Annotated in this window: 17 protein-coding genes and 1 tRNA gene; 9 read left to right on the forward strand and 9 right to left on the reverse strand. The window is 39.1% G+C overall.

From position 1 onward, the window contains the following. The first annotated feature begins 56 nt into the window (after nucleotides 1–56). The 3 genes from infC to rplT all read left to right on the forward strand — a co-directional run bounded on the left by infC (nucleotide 57) and on the right by rplT (nucleotide 1,397). A complete protein-coding gene (gene infC, locus ABWU87_RS03025) occupies nucleotides 57–677 on the forward strand; it encodes a translation initiation factor IF-3 (RefSeq protein ID WP_353333151.1) in 621 nt (206 codons plus the stop codon). 72 nt (nucleotides 678–749) lie between these two features. Beyond that, nucleotides 750–947, forward strand: a complete 198-nt coding sequence (gene rpmI / locus ABWU87_RS03030) for a 50S ribosomal protein L35 (RefSeq protein WP_353333153.1) — start codon at nucleotides 750–752, stop codon at nucleotides 945–947. Between the two features lie 99 nt (nucleotides 948–1,046). Continuing rightward, nucleotides 1,047–1,397 carry a 50S ribosomal protein L20 gene (rplT, locus tag ABWU87_RS03035; protein WP_353333155.1) on the forward strand — a complete coding sequence of 117 codons (351 nt, stop codon included), beginning with the start codon at nucleotides 1,047–1,049 and terminating at the stop codon, nucleotides 1,395–1,397. A 556-nt stretch (nucleotides 1,398–1,953) separates the two neighbouring features. Here the strand turns inward: rplT and xpt are convergent. From xpt to mltG, 5 genes are all read right to left on the reverse strand, one after another. Further along, the gene (gene xpt / locus ABWU87_RS03040; RefSeq protein ID WP_353333157.1) at nucleotides 1,954–2,523 is read right to left on the reverse strand and encodes a xanthine phosphoribosyltransferase; all 570 of its coding nucleotides are present in this window, start codon (nucleotides 2,521–2,523) and stop codon (nucleotides 1,954–1,956) included. A 26-nt stretch (nucleotides 2,524–2,549) separates the two neighbouring features. Further along, nucleotides 2,550–3,851 carry a phenylacetate--CoA ligase gene (locus ABWU87_RS03045; protein WP_353333158.1) on the reverse strand — a complete coding sequence of 434 codons (1,302 nt, stop codon included), beginning with the start codon at nucleotides 3,849–3,851 and terminating at the stop codon, nucleotides 2,550–2,552. A gap of 42 nt (nucleotides 3,852–3,893) precedes the next feature. After that, nucleotides 3,894–4,475, reverse strand: a complete 582-nt coding sequence (locus tag ABWU87_RS03050) for an indolepyruvate oxidoreductase subunit beta (RefSeq protein WP_353333160.1) — start codon at nucleotides 4,473–4,475, stop codon at nucleotides 3,894–3,896. A gap of 1 nt (nucleotide 4,476) precedes the next feature. Continuing rightward, a complete protein-coding gene (locus ABWU87_RS03055) occupies nucleotides 4,477–6,072 on the reverse strand; it encodes a thiamine pyrophosphate-dependent enzyme (protein ID WP_353333162.1) in 1,596 nt (531 codons plus the stop codon). Between the two features lie 83 nt (nucleotides 6,073–6,155). Next, nucleotides 6,156–7,190 (reverse strand): endolytic transglycosylase MltG, encoded by a 1,035-nt coding sequence (gene mltG / locus ABWU87_RS03060; protein ID WP_353333164.1) that lies wholly within the window; start codon nucleotides 7,188–7,190, stop codon nucleotides 6,156–6,158. A 314-nt stretch (nucleotides 7,191–7,504) separates the two neighbouring features. On the opposite strand from mltG, the gene ABWU87_RS03065 reads away from it, so the two are divergent. After that, the gene (locus ABWU87_RS03065) at nucleotides 7,505–8,146 is read left to right on the forward strand and encodes a hypothetical protein (protein ID WP_353333166.1); all 642 of its coding nucleotides are present in this window, start codon (nucleotides 7,505–7,507) and stop codon (nucleotides 8,144–8,146) included. Nucleotides 8,147–8,224: 78 nt separating this feature from the next. Here the strand turns inward: ABWU87_RS03065 and ABWU87_RS03070 are convergent, their stop codons facing one another. Then, a complete protein-coding gene (locus ABWU87_RS03070; protein WP_353333168.1) occupies nucleotides 8,225–9,091 on the reverse strand; it encodes a DNA/RNA non-specific endonuclease in 867 nt (288 codons plus the stop codon). 96 nt (nucleotides 9,092–9,187) lie between these two features. On the opposite strand from ABWU87_RS03070, the gene ABWU87_RS03075 reads away from it, so the two are divergent. From ABWU87_RS03075 to tpx, 3 genes are all read left to right on the forward strand, one after another. Continuing rightward, the gene (locus ABWU87_RS03075; protein ID WP_353333170.1) at nucleotides 9,188–10,471 is read left to right on the forward strand and encodes a nucleotide sugar dehydrogenase; all 1,284 of its coding nucleotides are present in this window, start codon (nucleotides 9,188–9,190) and stop codon (nucleotides 10,469–10,471) included. Between the two features lie 80 nt (nucleotides 10,472–10,551). Continuing rightward, nucleotides 10,552–10,624: transfer RNA gene (locus tag ABWU87_RS03080), tRNA-Thr, on the forward strand. A gap of 925 nt (nucleotides 10,625–11,549) precedes the next feature. Then, a complete protein-coding gene (tpx, locus tag ABWU87_RS03085; RefSeq protein ID WP_353333172.1) occupies nucleotides 11,550–12,050 on the forward strand; it encodes a thiol peroxidase in 501 nt (166 codons plus the stop codon). 158 nt (nucleotides 12,051–12,208) lie between these two features. Here tpx and ABWU87_RS03090 read toward each other — a convergent pair whose 3' ends face one another. From ABWU87_RS03090 to ABWU87_RS03100, 3 genes are all read right to left on the reverse strand, one after another. Then, nucleotides 12,209–13,660 (reverse strand): tetratricopeptide repeat protein, encoded by a 1,452-nt coding sequence (locus ABWU87_RS03090; RefSeq protein ID WP_353333174.1) that lies wholly within the window; start codon nucleotides 13,658–13,660, stop codon nucleotides 12,209–12,211. 70 nt (nucleotides 13,661–13,730) lie between these two features. Continuing rightward, a complete protein-coding gene (locus ABWU87_RS03095; RefSeq protein ID WP_353333176.1) occupies nucleotides 13,731–15,428 on the reverse strand; it encodes a glutamine--tRNA ligase/YqeY domain fusion protein in 1,698 nt (565 codons plus the stop codon). A gap of 58 nt (nucleotides 15,429–15,486) precedes the next feature. Continuing rightward, nucleotides 15,487–16,299, reverse strand: a complete 813-nt coding sequence (locus ABWU87_RS03100) for a PstS family phosphate ABC transporter substrate-binding protein (RefSeq protein ID WP_353333178.1) — start codon at nucleotides 16,297–16,299, stop codon at nucleotides 15,487–15,489. A gap of 371 nt (nucleotides 16,300–16,670) precedes the next feature. On the opposite strand from ABWU87_RS03100, the gene pstC reads away from it, so the two are divergent. Together pstC and pstA are read left to right on the forward strand one after the other, a co-directional pair. Next, on the forward strand, nucleotides 16,671–17,855 hold the full coding sequence (gene pstC, locus ABWU87_RS03105; RefSeq protein ID WP_353333180.1) for a phosphate ABC transporter permease subunit PstC: 1,185 nt from the start codon (nucleotides 16,671–16,673) through the stop codon (nucleotides 17,853–17,855). Beyond that, a complete protein-coding gene (gene pstA / locus ABWU87_RS03110) occupies nucleotides 17,855–18,742 on the forward strand; it encodes a phosphate ABC transporter permease PstA (protein ID WP_353333182.1) in 888 nt (295 codons plus the stop codon). Before pstC ends, pstA begins: the two co-directional genes overlap by 1 nt.

Genomic DNA, 18,742 nt, shown 5'->3' on the forward strand with positions numbered 1-18,742 from the left:
TGCAACCGCTAACTAAAAATAATAGAAAAAAACAAACAGGAACTAAAAGTTATTGAATGAAGAACGAAGGTTTAAAAGGGCAACATCGAATCAATGAACAGATTCGCGCCAAGGAAGTACGCATCGTAGGGGATGAAAATGTAGAATCAAAGGTTTATCCAATCTTTCAAGCCTTAAAAATGGCTGAAGAGAAGGACCTGGATCTTGTAGAAATTTCACCTAATGCTGTTCCGCCTGTTTGTAGGATTATCGATTATTCAAAGTTTCTTTATCAGTTAAAAAAACGTCAGAAGGAGCAAAAAGCTAAGCAGGTGAAGGTGAACGTAAAAGAAATACGTTTCGGACCTCAAACCGATGATCATGATTACAACTTTAAGTTGAAACATGCTAAAGGCTTCTTGGAAGATGGGGATAAAGTTAAGGCTTATGTTTTCTTTAAAGGACGTTCAATCCTTTTCAAAGAGCAGGGAGAAGTATTACTGCTGCGCTTTGCCAATGATTTGGAAGACTTTGCAAAAGTAGAGCAGATGCCCGTACTGGAAGGAAAGAGAATGACTATCTTCTTGTCGCCAAAGAAAAAAGAGGTTTTAAAGAAGCCTGTTAACAATGCTCCGAAGCCTGTAAAACCAAAAGCCGAAGAAGATAAATCTTCTGATGCAACGGAAAATGCAGAATAATAGAAATGTTGAAATGTATAGCGCGCAGGTATAGTGCGTTACCATTATATTAATAATTAAAAAATAATTAAGATGCCAAAGATGAAGACTAACTCCGGTTCTAAAAAAAGGTTTACCCTTACCGGAACAGGTAAAATCAAAAGAAAGCACGCTTTCCACAGTCACATTCTGACTAAAAAGAGCAAAAAGAGAAAAAGAAACTTGTGCTACTCTACAACTGTTGATGCAACAAATGTAGGCCAGGTTAAGGCTCTTTTAGCTATGAAGTAATCAAAAGCGTACAATCGTATTATTTAGTATTAACCGAATGCATTAGCTTCAAGTTCGCTACGTGAAGTTGCGGCGCTAACATTCAAAAAGATTAAAACTATGCCAAGATCAGTAAATCATGTTGCTTCAAAAGCAAGAAGAAAGAAAATTTTGAACCTGACCAAAGGTTATTTTGGTGCAAGAAAAAATGTATGGACCGTTGCTAAGAACACCTGGGAAAAAGGGTTAACTTATGCATACCGCGACCGTAAAAACAAGAAAAGAAATTTCCGTGCTCTTTGGATTCAGCGTATCAACGCTGCAGCTCGTCTCGAAGGAATGTCTTATTCTAAGTTGATGGGCGCTTTACACAAAGCTGGTATTGAAATAAACCGTAAAGTCTTAGCTGATTTAGCGATGAACCACCCAGAAGCTTTCAAAGCTGTGGTTGCAAAAGCTAAAGCTGCATAATTACAGGTTAAAGAATTTATTGAATGCTGCTACCCGAAAAGGTGGCAGCATTTCTTTTTTAAGAGAGACTATTTATTACCCCCTCTAAACATTTATTAGTTTTTGTTTGTTTCTTTATTGTAAATGTAGTATATTTGCATAGAGAAAGTTTAGCCACATTGGTTTGATTGGGAAACTCATCAAATTAATCTGAAAACCGAGACAAGCTTCGGACTTGATGGCGGGCCACAACCTTCGGGTGGCGTAATGCCAGGTGGATTACAAAGAGGACGGGCACTCAAATCATGTCATACGGAGTTTCATCGCATCACTGATGTGGCTTCCTATAGAAGCGGGGATGATTGATAAGATCATCCCCGCTTTCCTTTTCTACAGCAATAACCAATTACTTTAAAGAATAGTAGTACATTAGATAAATTACGTTTGAGTTTTAATCTGGTTGTACAAGCATAAAAGAATATCGATGACTCTTCTTAATCATATCGAATTATAGCTTAAAAAAAACGAGGGAGATAATTAATCTCTCTCGTCTATATTGGGGTTTGAGGTTAATAAACTATTCTTTAATCTTAATCAACCTGTTTGATATACTCTCTATTATAGCAAGCGACTCAACTTTGACTCCTTTAGATTCAAGCAGAATTCTTCCGTTCTGAAACTCTTTCTCAATGATAAATCCCATTCCAACAAGATTCGCTCCTGCCTGTTCCACTAAATCAAGGATTCCCATTGCTGTATTGCCGTAAGCCAGGAAATCGTCAATAAAAAGGACGTTATCGTCTGGAGTGATAAATTCAGGACTAATGACCATTTCGTACTCCCTGTCTTTTGTAAAGGAATGAACGGTTGTTGACAGATAATTTTTCATTGTGCAAGGAGGCTTTTTCTTGGCAAAGACTACCGGTAAGTCCATTAAATATCCAGTCATAATTGCCGGAGCAATTCCGCTTGCCTCGATTGTTATGATCTTATTGACGTTGGTTGTGGCAAACCTGCGTATAAATTCAATTCCAATGGCTTTCATCAGCCAAGGGTCCATTTGGTGGTTTATAAAGCTGTCTACCTTTAAAATCCCCCCTTCGTAGCATTTCCCATCTTGAAGTATTCGCTCTTTTAATAGTTTCATGCTCGGCGTTCTTTGATTATCATTGGTTATTTATTATCCCGCAGATCTTTTACCCGAACAGCTTTACCTTCACTTTGCGGCAATGTGCCTTTATTAACTAACTTCAATTTTGGAGTCACCAATATCTCATCTTTCAGTTGACGGGTGATTTCCTTTGCCAGACTTTGCAATTCAATATAGTTGTCGGTAGAAAGATCGCTTAATTCTACTTCAACAATCATCTCATCCTGATTGTTCTTGGTTTCGAGTGTAATCAGGTAATTACTGCCTAGCTGAGTAAATTGTACCAGTATTTTTTCTATTTGCATGGGGAAAATGTTTACCCCTTTGATGATAAACATGTCATCGCTTCTGCCCTTGATCCGGTCAATTCGCACATGGGTGCGTCCGCATGAACATTTACCGGGCAATATACGCGTCAGGTCCCGTGTCCGGTAGCGGATAAGCGGCATCTGTTCGCGGTCGAGGGTAGTAAGCACCAGTTCACCAATTTCTCCTTCCTGAACATGTTCTCCGGTTTCTGGGTTGATGATTTCAACCAGGTAGCAATCTTCCCAGAAGTGCATCCCGTTCTGTTCCTGGCATTCAAAGGCTACTCCGGGACCGTTCATCTCTGTCATTCCGAAACTGTTGTAAGCCTTAACGCCAAGCAGTTTCTCTATCTTCCTACGTTGTTCGTCAGTATGCGGTTCCGCACCAATCACAAGTGTTTTCAGCTTTGTACTTTTTGGGTCGATGCCCTCTTCGTGAAACACCTCTGCCAGACGGATGGCATAACTGGGGATGGCGTGAAGAGCTGTTGTTCCGAAATCGGTGATAAACTTGATTTGACGCTTACTGTTTCCTGCTGCTGCAGGAACAGTGAGCGCACCAAGTCTTTCTGCTCCGTACTGAAACCCGAGTCCTCCGGTAAACATTCCATAACCCGAGCTGTTCTGGAAAACATCTGTGTTTCTCAGACCAACCATATAGAGGCAGCGGGCAACAAGATTCGCCCATGAATCAAGATCGTGCTGGGAGTGTACAATGACGGTTGGATTACCTGTAGTTCCACTTGAAGAATGAACCCGGACTGCATCTTTCATTTCACCTGCCATAAGTCCGAAAGGGTAATTGGCCCGCATATCTTTTTTGGTGGTGAAAGGAATCTTTTTTATATCGTCCAGCGATTGAATTGTGTCTTCGTTAATGCCGTGTTCAGCGAATACCTTTTTATAGTAAGGTGCGTTGGAAGCGATTTTAACTGTTTTTCTGAGCCTTTGAAGCTGAAGTTCGTTCAGCTTCTCCCGGCTCATCGTTTCTATTTCTTCTTCCCAATATTGATTCATAGTAACTCTTGTTTTTTGAAATCTATAAGTGTGTTTGTGATTCTACATCATTTTTTCGGCAATCTCTTTTCCGGCAGCTAAAGCCTTCAGATTCAGTTCGACGATAGCTTCACCCTTACGTGCAAAAATATCGCGGATGCTTTCCTGAATCTTGCTGTATTCAATGCCCAAGAACGGGATTGTTGCACCAAGCAGCACAATGTTGGCCACACGTGTTGAACCCAATTCCTTGGCAACCTTATCCACATTGAGAACGATTTTACGTGGAAGCTTATTGATTTCGTTCATAACGTCAGCTTCTGCCGGATAGTTCGGGATGTTGATAAACGGAGTTTCGTTGGTTACCAACCATCCCTCTTCGCTGAGGTAGGGCAGGTAACGTAAACTTTCCATTGGCTCCAGAGAGATGATCAGGTCGCATTTTCCTGCTGGTATTAGATCGGAAGCAATGGGTTTGTCGCTGATGCGAAGGTTTGACTGCACATCTCCGCCTCTCTGGCTCATTCCGTGCACTTCTGCTTGTTTCATATAGAGCCCTTCTTTCAGAGCAGCTTCACCGATAACGGTGGCGATGGAGAGAATCCCCTGACCGCCTACACCTGATAATATAATGTCTTTTTTCATACTATTTGCTACTTCTTTTCTTTCTTGATAATGTTTGTATACACTCTCTGCGTGGGATAATTACAGAAACCCCATTGTATTCCACTTCTTCACGGATAATCTGTTTCATCTCCTCATAGTTTTTCTTCAGAGGAACCATCACACGGATATGAGCCGGCTCAACCCCAAGCCCTAAGCAGATGGCTTCAATCTTTCCGGTTCCGGCCGAGTCCTGACCACCCGTCATGGCTGTTGTTTCATTATCTGAGATTACAATAGTAACATTTGAATTCTCGTTTACACAGTCCAGAAGCCCAGTCATCCCTGAGTGAGTAAAGGTTGAATCACCAATAACAGCGACAGAGGGGAATAGTCCGGCATCGGCGGCACCCTTTGCCATGGTGATTGACGCCCCCATATCCACACAGGAATCAATGGCATTGAATGGTGCACCGGCTCCCAGTGTATAACAGCCGATATCACTGAATACTTTATAAGAAGGATATTCGTTTTTAAGAACTTCGGTCAGTGCAGTGTACATATCGCGGTGACCGCATCCTTCGCACAGGGCAGGTGGGCGCATTTCAACAATTGAAGGAGTGCTGAAGATAGATTTATTTTCTTTTCCTACCGCTTTTGCAACGTTGTCTGGATTCAGCTCTCCGTCGCGTGAAAGTGTTCCGTCCATGCGGCCTTTCACCTTTATGCCAACGCCCAGATAGCCTTTCAGCATATTTTCTACGAATGGCTGTCCGTCTTCCAATACTAGGATTTCGTCACATTCGGCAATCAGTTTTGAAAGTTGTTTCTTAGGAAGAGGATACTGACCGATTTTTACTACCGGATATTCGCATCCTTCCGGATAGTTTTCCATCAGGTAGTTGAATCCGATGCCGCAAGCTACGATTCCCAGCTTCTTGTTAGGACCATCAATGTATTGGTTGTATGGAGATTCTTCGGATGCCTTTACAAATTCCTCCTGCTTTGCAATCAACCCTTTGTATCTACGGCGGGCAATACCCGGAAGAAGGATAAACTGACGAGGGTCGTCACTGAATGACATTTCGTTCTGTGGCTTCAACGGTTTGTTTTCAACCCCTGAACGGGAGTGTGCAAGGCGGGTAACCATTCTCATAAGAACCGGTTCGCCAATCTTTTCAGAGAATTCGAATCCGTTGTAAACCATGTCATAGGCTTCCTGTTGATTAGAAGGTTCGAACATTGGAATCAGTGCAAAATCACCATAGAAACGGCTGTCTTGTTCATTCTGTGAAGAGTGCATACTGGGGTCGTCGGCAGCCACAACAATTAATCCGCCTTTTACGCCGGTCATGGCCGAGTTGATAAAACAGTCTGCTGCAACATTCATTCCCACATGCTTCATGCATACAAGAGCACGTTTGCCAGCAAACGACATACCCAAGGCAGATTCCATCGCTGTTTTCTCGTTTGTACTCCAACGGCTGTGGATGTTTCTCTCTTTTGCCAGAGGGGATTGCTGAATATATTCTGTGATTTCAGTTGAAGGGGTGCCCGGATAGGCATAAACGCCGGAGAGTCCGGCGTCGATAGCTGCTTGAGCTAAGGCTTCATCGCCTAATAAGAGATGTTTGCTCATATTTGTGTATCTTAAAAGTGATTGTTTTAGGTGTTAATCGACTTCAAAGATACACAAATATGAACTATAAGGATAGCAAATAGTTAGAAAATCTTCCTCTTGTTTAACTCATCCTGATATTTTTTTGCGTTTACCTGATGCTCTTCCCAGGTTGCGGCAAAATTGTGTGTCCCCGAAAAATCTTCTTTCGCACACATATAAATATAATTGTGATGTGTATAGTTTAGTACGGCATCGACACCTTTTATGGAAGGTATGCGGATGGGACCGGGAGGCAATCCCAGAAATTTATAAGTATTGTATGGAGAATCCGAACGAAGATAAGCTCCTGTTACACGTTTAATGGTAAAATCCTGAACTGCAAACTTAACTGTCGGGTCTGCCTGAAGTTTCATTCCTTTGTGTAGGCGGTTGATATAAAGACCTGCTACCATTGGTTTTTCGGCTTCGTTGTTTGTTTCCTCCTCTACAATCGATGCAATTGTGCATACTTCAGATGGAGTAAATCCAATTGATTTTGCTTTGTTCAGTCTTTCTTCATCCCAAAACAGATTATACTCCTTTTTCATTCTTTTAAAAAGATCGGCAGTGGAGATGTTCCAGTAAAGCTCATAGGTGTTTGGAATAAAAAGACATACGATGGTCTCTTTATTAAATCCGAGATCAGCACAAAATACTGAGTCGTTCAAGCTAACTGCCACTTCGGAGGAATCAATCATTAGTTGATTGCCGATTTTCTTTGCCAGTTGTCCGGCTGTCCGGATATCGTTTATTGCAAAATTAAGAGGAGATTGCTGACCTTTTGATATACGACGGAAAACAGGGTAATTACCATCTCCCGGATTTATGATGTATCGTCCGGTATGAATAGTTTTCGCATCGCCGATGTTATTCATCAACCAGCGGAACACTTTCATGCCGCGCGGCATCCCGGCTTGTTCAACTTTGACAATAATCGAATCCTGAGTATCGTCACGATCTACATACACATATGCTTTCTTATCGGTTTGAAATTCAGAAGCAAATAGATTGAAATAGAGGAATATTCCTGCGAAGAAAAGTATTGCGCCAGCGATGATTGCAGCGATGGCCCATTTATTCCGTTTTTTAAAATTCATAATTTTGAGCGTAGTGCTAGGTTAATTTTCGCGCAAAGATAATTATTAATCTTTTACGGTATACTCAAGCAGTCTTAATAAATTTGAGTAGTATAATATTTTCTTTGAATAATGGAACTATTCTGATAATATGTTTATATTTGTCAAGCAAGGAAATATAGTAAAAAACTATTTTGTTGCCTTCCTTATCATTTTCGATATTGACAGGGATTCTTTTCTGATTCATAAAAAATAAATCTATGGTAAAAAACGTATTTTTAATTCTGCTAATATTCTGCTGCGTTGGCTGTAATAAATCATCAAATTATTACTATATGATATATCAAGATAGTAGTGTGTATTTTAAAAACTATTCAACGCCTTCAACAATTCCTTTTAATACCTCTGTGTTGTCTGATACAATAGATTATGATCTTTATGATGCTAGCTTGATCTCTAAAAAAATAAACTTGAAAAAGCTCAATAAAGAGATCTATTACTATTTCATGAAAGAGTATATTGCAAGTTCGGAAGAGTATTACAAGAATCTTGCGGGAGATGAGTATATGGGAACCGGAATTGATACGACGTATCGCAGATCTGAATTGTATTTTTGTGGAAAATTAAATTTGCAACCTGGCGTTCAAAGTCTTGTTATTTTAGAACAAGAACCAGACAATTTTCATAGGAATAGATTTTTAAAATCCCTGTTATTATATAACATTAGAAATAATAAACTTTGCTCAATAATATCACTCTCAATGAAATGTGCGGGAATAGACACTGCTCTTAATATAAAATCATATTTTACATGTGGTAAATATTTTACCCAAGTTAAATTTGGTGAAGCAAATTATGACTTGCCAGCAGAGTTACTTAATGAATTGAATCTTAATGATGAAAACAGAGAAGCATTGTATTATTCTAAGTTTATGGTAGATAAGAATGGGTATATTGAATTTCTAAATTATAAATAAGATGTTTATACAGCTCTTCTTTATTCGAATTATAAAAACCTTGAATGTAATGTTGGGTAATTAAACAAACAATAATTTTTATAACCCCCAGTTCGAAGTGTAGCAGCTGCTTTCAATCCTTTCTTCCAAATCATCCGGTAAAGCCGAAAAGAAATCCATTCCGGTGATCTTCTCAACGCTGTCTACCGTAACCGCATATTGGCTCAAAGGCATCTTTTCGTTCCCATTGTTCATGATAAAGGCAATAGCTTTGGGCGATTTTAGAAATGGAGACAGGATAACCTTAAAGAATCGTTGCGGCACAGCCACCCGTCCGTTGCCAATTGTTTGATATCCTTTTTCTACAATCGGGCCGCAAACAATAACAATGGCACTGTCTTTCCTTGCCCAGTTACGAATATCCTCTTCCAACTCTTTCCATTTGCCGGCATTCAGGGAATGTTTCTGGGGACACATGTTGCTGTAATAAAAGCACTCCTTCATTGCAGTGGAGTTCCATTTCATATCAGCAGCAGGAGCCATATGTCCGCGGTCGTATCCGGAACGTTTATAGTCATATCCGGTCGGGCCATCGGTCTTGACCTCTGGATCCTCTGTAAATTTGTCCGAGCGTTCAAGATCTCCTTCCGTTTCATTTCTTGTAAGCTCATAAGATACCCAGTTGGGTATCCGCCATTCCGGATTGTAAGATACCGTGTAACCGGCATGTGTAATAACCTGTTCGGGGCGGGGAGTGGTAAGTACCGTAAGTTCCAGTTCTCCCGTAATTTCCGAGTTTTCGGAATTCATAATCACTTCGGTCTTATCCTTCATCTCGTTTGCCGCATGTAGTATCGGCGAACGGAAATGTTCGTAAACAATAACCGAGATCACTGAAATAGCAATGATCAATAGCAGGGTTCTGAATATATTATTCTGTTGATTCTTTTTCTTTTTTTTAGCCATGTCTTGTATTCATTTTCTTCTGCAAACATACTAAGTTTTTTTCTTTTGCGTTATCTAATCAATGTTTTTTAAAATTTAAATCGTTACATTTGTCTTATGAAGAATACTAAAATAGCAGTTATCGGACTTGGTTACGTGGGTTTGCCGTTAGCTCGTCTTTTCGCAACAAAATATCCGGTTATTGGTTTCGATATTAATATGCATCGCATAGAGGAACTCAATAGCGGAAAAGACTCCACCATGGAGGTTGCTGATGAGTTGCTGCAGTCTGTACTGACTGAGCGCCCTTCTGAAAAACAAGGATTGTTTTGCACTTCCGATGCTGACTATCTTCGCCAGTGTAATTGCTATATTATTACAGTTCCCACACCAGTTGACAAAAGTAATCGCCCCAACCTGCAACCGCTGCTCTCTGCCAGCGAAACGGTGGGGAAGGTGATTGGTTGCAACGACATTGTAATTTATGAGTCGACTGTCTCTCCGGGAATCACAGAAGATGTGTGTATTCCTATTGTGGAGAAGATCTCAGGATTGACATTCAACAAGGATTTCTTTGCAGGCTATTCTCCCGAACGCATCAATCCGGGCGACAAGCTTCATACGGTGGAAATGATTTTGAAGATTACTTCCGGTTCTACTCCCGAGGCAGCCCAACAGGTTGACGAACTTTACAGTTCGGTGATAAAAGCCGGAACCTATCTGGCTCCGTCCATACGAGTAGCCGAGGCAGCAAAAATCATAGAAAACTCGCAACGGGATATCAATATCGCCTTCATCAATGAGCTGGCTAAGATATTCAATCGCATGGGCATAGATACCCGAAGCGTGTTGCAGGCGGCTGCTACCAAATGGAATTTTCTTCCATTCTATCCGGGACTGGTGGGCGGACATTGCATTGGTGTCGACCCTTATTATCTGGCTCAGCGTGCCAAAGAATACGGCTTTCGTCCGGAGATTATCCTTTCGGGCAGAAGAATGAACGATGGAATGGGAGAGTATGTGGCTCAGGAAGTGGTAAGATGCATGATTAAAAAGGAGATTCTTATAAAAAATAGCCGGGTGCTGATTCTGGGATTCACCTTTAAAGAGAATTGTCCGGATGTGCGCAATACGAAGGTGATTGATGTGGTGCACGAACTTCAGCGCTTTGATATTGATGTTGCTGTTTACGACCCCATTGCCTCGCCAGCCGATGTAGAACGTGAATATGGAATTAGGATTGCCTCCGGTTTGCCGGATGAAAAGTTTGATGCTGTAATAGCTGCTGTTGCTCATAAGGAATTTATCTCATTGGATATTCGCTCTTTAGCAAAAGAAAAGGGAGTGATTTACGACGTAAAAGGAATTTATCCACTGGATATAGTTGATGCACGACTCTGATTTTTTTAGAAAAAAATACCAAAAACACTTCTTTGTTTTTGATTTATGATATAAATTTGCACGTAGTAAAACAAATTACTGCCGCCATAGCTCAGTTGGTAGAGCGTTTCACTCGTAATGAAAAGGTCCCCGGTTCAAGTCCGGGTTGCGGCTCGTTCAATTGAAAATGGGTTAAATTCAGAAAAGCTTTGTCTCCGGGCAAAGCTTTTTTGTTTCTGTAAATTCCATTTTTTCTTTCATTCTGTGAAATATTTGCATACGGGGTGGCAGAGGTGGCAATAAAAATGAGTGTTTCTCAGTTTTACTACCACCTGTGCCACCCGCAATATTAGACGCCCCTCATTTCGATGGTTATTCTTCTTAAAATATGGTACTGTATCATAGAGAGAGGAACATTTTTCTATCCTCTCCACCTTCTGCACCCTGCACCACCTGTTTTGTTCAATTATTGAGACGATTTAAGAGTGCTAATAAGACAATCCGCCACATCTATTTATTTAATGCCGTCCACTTCATTAAATAAATAGAACTGTCGGCAGATACTAATCCTCTATAAACCGAGAACTAACTAAGATATAAGGGAGAGTTAACCAAAACAACGAGATGATTTAGTTCAATCATGTACAAGATTAGGGGGTAAACATGTACAAGATCGAACTGAATCATGTACAAGATTGAACCGAAATATGTACATGATTGCTTTAATTCAACCTGATAAAAACATTAATTCATGCTGATGAGTGCAATAAACTGATTCCAGTTGACTACTAATGCTCTTAAGCCTATAAATAGTTGACTTATTAATGCATTAACTCTGATATAGGTTGTTTTTCTTCAGATTATATAGGGTGTTCTGGCACTTTTGTAAAAAGATTCCAGATAACTATATAGTTATTTAGTTATGATTCGTAATTTTAAGAAACGATTACCTGATGTAATTGATCCTTTTTTCTTAATTATTTTTTTGTAGATAATAAATAAAAACGTAAATTAGTTGCAAATAAATAGTGGTTCTTAATGAACTGATTCATCTTTTAATTGTTATTGATAAATGAATTAATACTAAAAAATAAAAAAAATGAAACAGATAAAATTTAAAGGACAGCCAATAAAATTGTTCGGTGAGTTTATTCAGATAAACGATATGGCACCGAGTTTTCGTTTGGTTAAGAATGATTTGAGTGACTATTATCTGGATTATACCAGAGGTAAAAATGTGGTGCTAAATATATTCCCTAGTCTCGATACCAGTGTATGTGCTGCATCGGTAAGGCATTTCAATAAAATTGCCTCTCAGTTACCAAATACAATTGTTCTGGCCATATCAAAAGATTTGCCTTTTGCGCAGGGACGTTTCTGCACAACAGAAGGTATTGAAAATGTAGTAGCCTTGTCTGATTTCCGTGATCAGCAATTTTCACAGGAATATGGGCTGCTGATTGAGGATGGACCTTTGAAAGGTTTGCTTGCAAGAGCTGTGATTGTTCTTAATCCGGTAGGAAAAGTTATTTATACTGAATTAGTTCCGGATATTGCGATGGAACCCGATTACGAAGCTGTTATCAAATTATTGAAATAAAATAAAGAAAGGGGTTATCCAAATGTCGGACAACCCCTTTTTTTCTTTTCAGATCCTGAAGCTGAAACAGCATTCAAATATTCAATTTTTGGAGATTAAATTTAAACTTTCAACAGTCACTTTGTAGTTCCATTGTGGAATGTGTGAGATTATCAATCTCAATTAAATTCAGCTTTACCCTCGTCTTCATCAATTGCTTTTTTAAGATCACGAATCAACTGTTTTAGCTCTTCTTGTTCTTTTTCCGGCATAAGTTTCAAGCTATCCATTACCTTGTCATGGTCTTGTTTGGTAGCCTTGATTAAATAGTCTGTGAATTGTTCGTTATTTCCCATTGCTCCATAAGCAAAGGCCATAGATAAATAGATATCATCAAAACCCGGGGCATTTAATTCTACGTTTTTATAGTAAGTCAATCCGATGTCGTACATTTTATTTTCGCAATAAATGCGTCCGATATCAATATTAGTTCTTGGGTCATCGGGAGCCATTAATATAGCTGTATTAAAAGCTTTTGCAGCCTCTTCCTTATGATCTCCATTCAATAGAATATCTCCTTTGTGTACATATAATTCTGCATTGTTCGGATCCTCTTTGATAGCTCTTTCAATATATAGAAGAGCATCATCAAACATTCCTTTTTCTTTATAACAGAATGCAAGATAAGTATAAGTATCAACAATTTCGGGTGAAACTCCTTCGCTTAATTCAAGTGAACTTTTTAAGTTCTCTATGCTTTTGTCATATTGCTTTAGGTTATATTGACAAAATCCGATATAGAAATAAGCTGTACTGGAGTTATTTACCATGGTAGCATACTTCTCATAATATTCGCACGATTTTTCATAGTTTTCAAGCTTAAAATAGCAGTGAGCCATCATTAAAATAGCGCTATGATTAGCGCTGTTAATGGTGAGAACAAACTCGTATGCATCCAATGCTTTGTTTATATCTTCTGTAGTAAAATAAAGCCGTCCTAATTCATACCAGTATTTTGCCGAGTAAGGATCGATATCCAGTAATCTGTTGTACAATGCTACCCCTTTATCAATCATTCCGCAATCCCGGTAGCTATCAACTAGTCCGATGCGGATTTCATCATTTTCAGGATTCATTTTGTATGCTTTTTCAAACCATGGAAGAGCTAGTTGCGGAAGATTCGAATCAGTATAAAGGTAAGCAATATCCAACAGGTTGTCTACATTGTCATTCTCTTCCTGATTGATAAGTTCCATCAGGATCTCTTCTGCTTCCCCTAGTTTTTCTTCCAGAATCAGGAGCTCCGCTTTCAGCATTTTTACGTCTCGATCATAACTTTCAGGAATAGAATAAGCTATGACTTTTGCCTCCTGGATATTTTTCAGATCAATATTTATATGTGCTTTTATAACAAGAACCTCGGTGTTACCGGGATGAATAGAAAGAGCGTATTCTATCACCTCGAAGGCTTTATCGTACTGTTGCAGTGATGCATAGTACTCAGCAAAATCGGCTAACTGGTCTGCATCGAAGTAGATGCTTCTGTTGCCGGCCTTCATTTCTTCATACTGAGCAAGAGCTTTTTGGAACTCATTATCTTGCTCAAAATCGGAAGAGGAGTAGTTGGTCATAGTTATATGTATTGTGTAAGAATAGTTTATTCCTCCCTGAGGAGGAATAAACTATTCTTTATAATATTACTTATTTGTTTATTTTACTCCAAGTATCTTTTAAACCGACAGTGCGGTTAAAGATCATTTTTTCAGGAGTAGAATCAACATCTACATTGAAATATCCAATACGCTGGAATTGCAGATAATCTAGTGGCTTCATCTCTGCCACAAATTTCTCCACACGGCAATTGGTTAGTACTTTTAAAGAATCCGGATTAAGCAATTCGCGGAAGTCTCTTTCCTTCTCTTCCAATGCCGGGTTTTCAACACTGAACAGTCTATCGTACAGACGAACTTCTGCCGGAAGGCTGTGGGCTGCACTTAGCCAGTGAAGAGTTCCTTTTACCTTGCGGTTGCTGTCGGGCATTCCGCTTTTGGTATTGAAATCGCATTCACAATAAACCTCTTCAACTTCTCCTTCTGCATTTTTCTTGCATCCGGTGCATTTCACGATATATGCATTCTTAAGTCGCACTTCCTGTCCAGGAGTCATACGGAAATACTTTTTGGGTGCATTTTCCATAAAGTCTTCACGTTCGATATAGAGTTCACGACTGAATTCTATTATATGTGATGCTGAGTTTGGATCTTCCGGATTGTTGATTGCTTCGAGCTCTTCTACCTGTTCTTCCGGATAGTTCGTGATAATACATTTTACAGGGTTGATAACTGCCGATACACGAGTTGAACGGGCATTGAGATCTTCTCTTACTGATGCTTCAAGCAATGAAACATCTACAACTCCGTCGTATTTGGTATATCCAATTTTATCGATGAACTTATGAATCGCTTCGGGAGAATATCCTCTTCGGCGATAGCCACAGATAGTCGGCATACGAGGGTCGTCCCATCCGTTAACCAATCCTTCTTTTACCAAAGCGAGAAGTTTACGTTTGCTCATTACGGTATAAGTCAGGTTCAATCGGTTAAATTCCATCTGACGTGGACGGTAATCATCGTTTTCCTTCAGTAAGTCAATGTAATAGTTATATAATGGTCTATGTACCTCAAACTCTAATGTACAGAGTGAGTGGGTAACACCTTCAAAATAGTCGGACTGGCCATGCGCAAAGTCGTACATCGGATAAGCTTTCCAGGTAGTACCTGTGCGGTGATGCGGGTGATGTATAATACGATACATAATCGGATCACGGAAGTGCATGTTCGAGTTGGCCATATCTATTTTAGCACGAAGAACCATTGCTCCTTCGGGAATATCACCAGAATTCATTTTCTGAAATAATTCCAGGTTTTCTTCAATCGGACGGTCACGATACGGACTGTTTGTGCCGGGTTGTGTAGGAGTTCCTTTTTGTTTTGCAATATCTTCGGAAGATTGTTCGTCTACATACGCCTTGCCCTCTTTTATCAGTTTGATGGCAAAATCCCATAACTGTTGGAAGTAATCGGAAGCATAATAAATATTACCCCACTTGTAGCCCAGCCATTCGATATCTTCCTTAATGGCATCAACATATTCAACATCCTCTTTTACAGGATTGGTATCGTCGAAACGAAGATTACATATGCCATTGTACTTTTGAGCGATGCCAAAGTCTAAGCATATAGCTTTTGCATGGCCGATGTGTAGATAACCATTTGGCTCTGGCGGGAAACGAGTTTGTATTCTTCCACCGTTTTTGCCCTCTTTTAAATCATTCTCTACGGCGATTTCAATAAAATTCAAACTTTTCTTTTCGCCTTCTTCTGTTTTAATATCTGTCATAGTGATACGTAATTACACAGTTAAGGTGCAAAAATAGTTATTCTTTTTTGTATTACCGTTATTTAACGGGAACATATCCACTCTTTTTTATTATATTTTGCCCTTCTTTTGACAAGATGTAGTTAATAAATGGAGTTACTTTCATTTTATCTTTGTCATTATAATAGTAGAATAGTGGTCGTACGATAGGATATAATTTCTTTGTTGCATTTGCTACTGTTGGTGTTGCAAACTTCTTTCCGTCATAAGAAACGGCTATTGGTTTTATGTTTTTGTTTATATATGCTAAGCCTACATATCCTATGGCACCTTTGGTTTGACTCACGGATTGAATTATTGCACCTGTTGCAGGCATTGAGAGTATGCTGCTCATATAATTCTTGTTTTTCAAGACACTCTCTTTAAAAAATTCGTAAGTTCCCGAAGAGGTCTCTCTTGAGTAAACTACAATTTTCATGTCTTTTCCACCAACCTGTTTCCAGTTGGTTATTTTCCCCCTAAAGATGTTTTCAAGTTGCTCTCTGGTTAGTTTGTTTACAGGGTTGTTTGGATTTACAATTACAGCAAGAGCGTCATAAGCAATTGCCACTTCGGTTATATTTTGCTTTTTCTTTTTAAGTTTCATCTTTTCATTGAACTTAATTGATCGGGAAGCCATGGCTATGTCGCATGAACCATCAATTAATGCAGAGATTCCAACACCGGTTCCTCCACCTGTGACGGTAATTTTTGCCTTGGGATTCTTGTTCATGTAGCTTTCTGCGGTTTCTTGCGACACAGGAAGAACGGTGTCACTTCCTTTAATTCGTTGAGCCTGTGATGTAGTACACAGTAAAACTGTTATAAATGATAATAATATTCCTTTTTTCATTTTTTAGGATTTTATAATTTGATGCAAAGTAATGAAACACATGTTACAAAACAGCTACAAAAATATTACTTAGATGTAACAATCGATTTCTTTATTTGTTTTTCACTAATACCTTAACTTCGTTTCTGTAATACATACTTCATTGATGAAATTTATTTTATAATTTATTTGTTAAGTGGCTGATTGAATTCTTTGTAACTAGGATTTTTTGAAAGCGATAGTAAGAACATATTTATTTTTTGACTGTTATAATTGAATGAAAGCCTTGCTTTGTGTAACACGAATGTAATATGAATGAAATATATCTTTCAAATCATAGAAACATAATCTTAATATCGGTTCCGTTACTTTGCACAAGAAAAAAATAAAATATGAAAAAAGTATTTGAACGAATAATCGAAGGGATTCTTTCTTGCAGTGGCTTTGTGACAAGCATCGCAATCTTGCTGATAGTTGTTTTTCTTTTCAGTGAGGCATTCGGCTTATTTGGCAGTAAAGTCATTGAAGAAGGTTATGTACTTGCTCTTAATAAAGAGAATAAAGTCACTGATCTTAGTTCGGCTGATATTAAAAAAGTGTTTGACGGTGAGATAACCAACTGGTCGCAACTAGGAGGAACAAGTACCCCGATTACTGTTTTTAGGTTAGGTGATCTTACCAATTATTATTCTGAAGAGGAATTAGGGGCTGAATTTGAAAATGCACCGGCAAAGATATCTCAATTGATAGCTGCCAATCCTGGTATGATTGGTTTTATTCCTTCTAATTTTGTGGATAAAAATTTTAAAGGACGTCTGATAAAAGATAAAACTATCTCAATTAAAGATGTTATAGCTGGCACAGAATGGTTCCCTACCGCAACCCCGGCCGCTCAGTACGGAATACTTCCATTGATTACCGGTACTCTTTGGGTTAGCTTCTTTGCCATATTGTTCGCACTGCCATTCGGATTATCAGTTTCAATATACATGAGTGAGGTTTCAGGTAGCAAAGTAAGAAATCTGCTGAAACCTGTTATAGAGCTACTGAGTGGAATACCTTCAGTTGTATATGGCTTTTTCGGATTGATTGTAATCGTTCCGTTGATTCAGAAATTATTTAATCTGCCCGTTGGGGAGTCAGGGCTTGCTGGTAGTATTGTATTAGCCATTATGGCATTGCCAACTATTATTACAGTAAGCGAAGATGCAATGAGAAATTGTCCTCGTTCAATGAGAGAAGCCAGTTTGGCTTTAGGAGCTTCCAAATGGCAGACCATATATAAGGTTGTGATTCCATATTCAATTTCCGGTATAACATCAGGAGTTGTTTTGGGAATTGGTAGGGCTATTGGAGAGACAATGGCGGTTCTTATGGTTACCGGCAACTCAGCTGTTATTCCTCATACAATTCTGGAGCCTCTTCGTACCATACCAGCTACTATTGCTGCAGAATTGGGTGAGGCGCCAGCAGGAGGAGCACACTATCAGGCTTTATTCTTATTAGGAGTAGTGTTGTTCTTCATCACTCTGATTATCAATTTCAGTGTAGAATATATAAGTAGTAAACAGAAATAATGGAAAAGAATAAATTTCCCGAATCATATGAACGTCGTAAACGCCGTTCTCAGAAAATAGCTTTTGGTATTTTCTCGATGTTCAGTTTTAGTATAGTTGCTATATTATTTGCAATATTAGGTTTCATTATCTACAAAGGTGTGGGCGTTATTAACTGGGAGTTTTTAACTACCGAACCTAAGGATGGAATGACTTCAGGAGGAATCTGGCCGGCAATTGTAGGAACCTTCTATCTGATGATTGGTAGTGCATTTTTTGCATTCCCCGTTGGAGTGATGAGTGGTATTTATATGAATGAATATGCTCCGAAAGGTAAGATTGTTCGTTTTATCCGTGTAATGACCAACAATTTAAGTGGTATTCCATCAATAGTATTCGGGTTGTTTGGTATGACACTTTTTGTAAATTACCTGAATTTCGGGGATAGCATCCTTGCCGGTTCGCTAACGTTAGGATTGCTTTGTGTTCCTTTGGTTATCCGTACTACGGAAGAGGCTTTAAAAGCAATACCAGATACTTTCCGGGAAGGAAGCCGGGCGTTAGGCGCTTCAAAGCTGGAAACTATCTGGCGGGTAATTCTTCCCATCAGTACCCCAAATATTATCACCGGCTTGATTCTTGCACTTGGAAGGGTTTCCGGAGAAACAGCTCCGATTCTCTTTACCTGTGCTGCATATTTCTTACCTAAATTGCCTTCTGGTATTTTCGATCAATGTATGGCATTACCTTATCACCTGTATGTTATTTCCACAAGTGGTACCGACATAGAAGCTCAGCTGCCTATTGCTTATGGCACCGCATTGGTTTTGATTGTGATTATCTTGGTAATTAATCTTATAGCAAACGCTTTGAGAAAGTATTTTTCCAAAAAAGTAAAAATGAATTAA

The organism is Bacteroides sedimenti (assembly GCF_040365225.1).
GTDB lineage: Bacteria > Bacteroidota > Bacteroidia > Bacteroidales > Bacteroidaceae > Bacteroides > Bacteroides sedimenti.

Excerpts from the sequence above, each read along its gene's own strand:
- infC (WP_353333151.1), top strand. The coding sequence starts at position 57 with ATGAAGAACGAAGGTTTAAAAGGGCAACATCGAATCAATGAACAGATT.
- rpmI (WP_353333153.1), top strand. The coding sequence starts at position 750 with ATGCCAAAGATGAAGACTAACTCCGGTTCTAAAAAAAGGTTTACCCTT.
- rplT (WP_353333155.1), top strand. The coding sequence starts at position 1,047 with ATGCCAAGATCAGTAAATCATGTTGCTTCAAAAGCAAGAAGAAAGAAA.
- xpt (WP_353333157.1), bottom strand. The coding sequence starts at position 2,523 with ATGAAACTATTAAAAGAGCGAATACTTCAAGATGGGAAATGCTACGAA.
- ABWU87_RS03045 (WP_353333158.1), bottom strand. The coding sequence starts at position 3,851 with ATGAATCAATATTGGGAAGAAGAAATAGAAACGATGAGCCGGGAGAAG.
- ABWU87_RS03050 (WP_353333160.1), bottom strand. The coding sequence starts at position 4,475 with ATGAAAAAAGACATTATATTATCAGGTGTAGGCGGTCAGGGGATTCTC.
- ABWU87_RS03055 (WP_353333162.1), bottom strand. The coding sequence starts at position 6,072 with ATGAGCAAACATCTCTTATTAGGCGATGAAGCCTTAGCTCAAGCAGCT.
- mltG (WP_353333164.1), bottom strand. The coding sequence starts at position 7,190 with ATGAATTTTAAAAAACGGAATAAATGGGCCATCGCTGCAATCATCGCT.
- ABWU87_RS03065 (WP_353333166.1), top strand. The coding sequence starts at position 7,505 with ATGATATATCAAGATAGTAGTGTGTATTTTAAAAACTATTCAACGCCT.
- ABWU87_RS03070 (WP_353333168.1), bottom strand. The coding sequence starts at position 9,091 with ATGGCTAAAAAAAAGAAAAAGAATCAACAGAATAATATATTCAGAACC.
- ABWU87_RS03075 (WP_353333170.1), top strand. The coding sequence starts at position 9,188 with ATGAAGAATACTAAAATAGCAGTTATCGGACTTGGTTACGTGGGTTTG.
- tpx (WP_353333172.1), top strand. The coding sequence starts at position 11,550 with ATGAAACAGATAAAATTTAAAGGACAGCCAATAAAATTGTTCGGTGAG.
- ABWU87_RS03090 (WP_353333174.1), bottom strand. The coding sequence starts at position 13,660 with ATGACCAACTACTCCTCTTCCGATTTTGAGCAAGATAATGAGTTCCAA.
- ABWU87_RS03095 (WP_353333176.1), bottom strand. The coding sequence starts at position 15,428 with ATGACAGATATTAAAACAGAAGAAGGCGAAAAGAAAAGTTTGAATTTT.
- ABWU87_RS03100 (WP_353333178.1), bottom strand. The coding sequence starts at position 16,299 with ATGAAAAAAGGAATATTATTATCATTTATAACAGTTTTACTGTGTACT.
- pstC (WP_353333180.1), top strand. The coding sequence starts at position 16,671 with ATGAAAAAAGTATTTGAACGAATAATCGAAGGGATTCTTTCTTGCAGT.
- pstA (WP_353333182.1), top strand. The coding sequence starts at position 17,855 with ATGGAAAAGAATAAATTTCCCGAATCATATGAACGTCGTAAACGCCGT.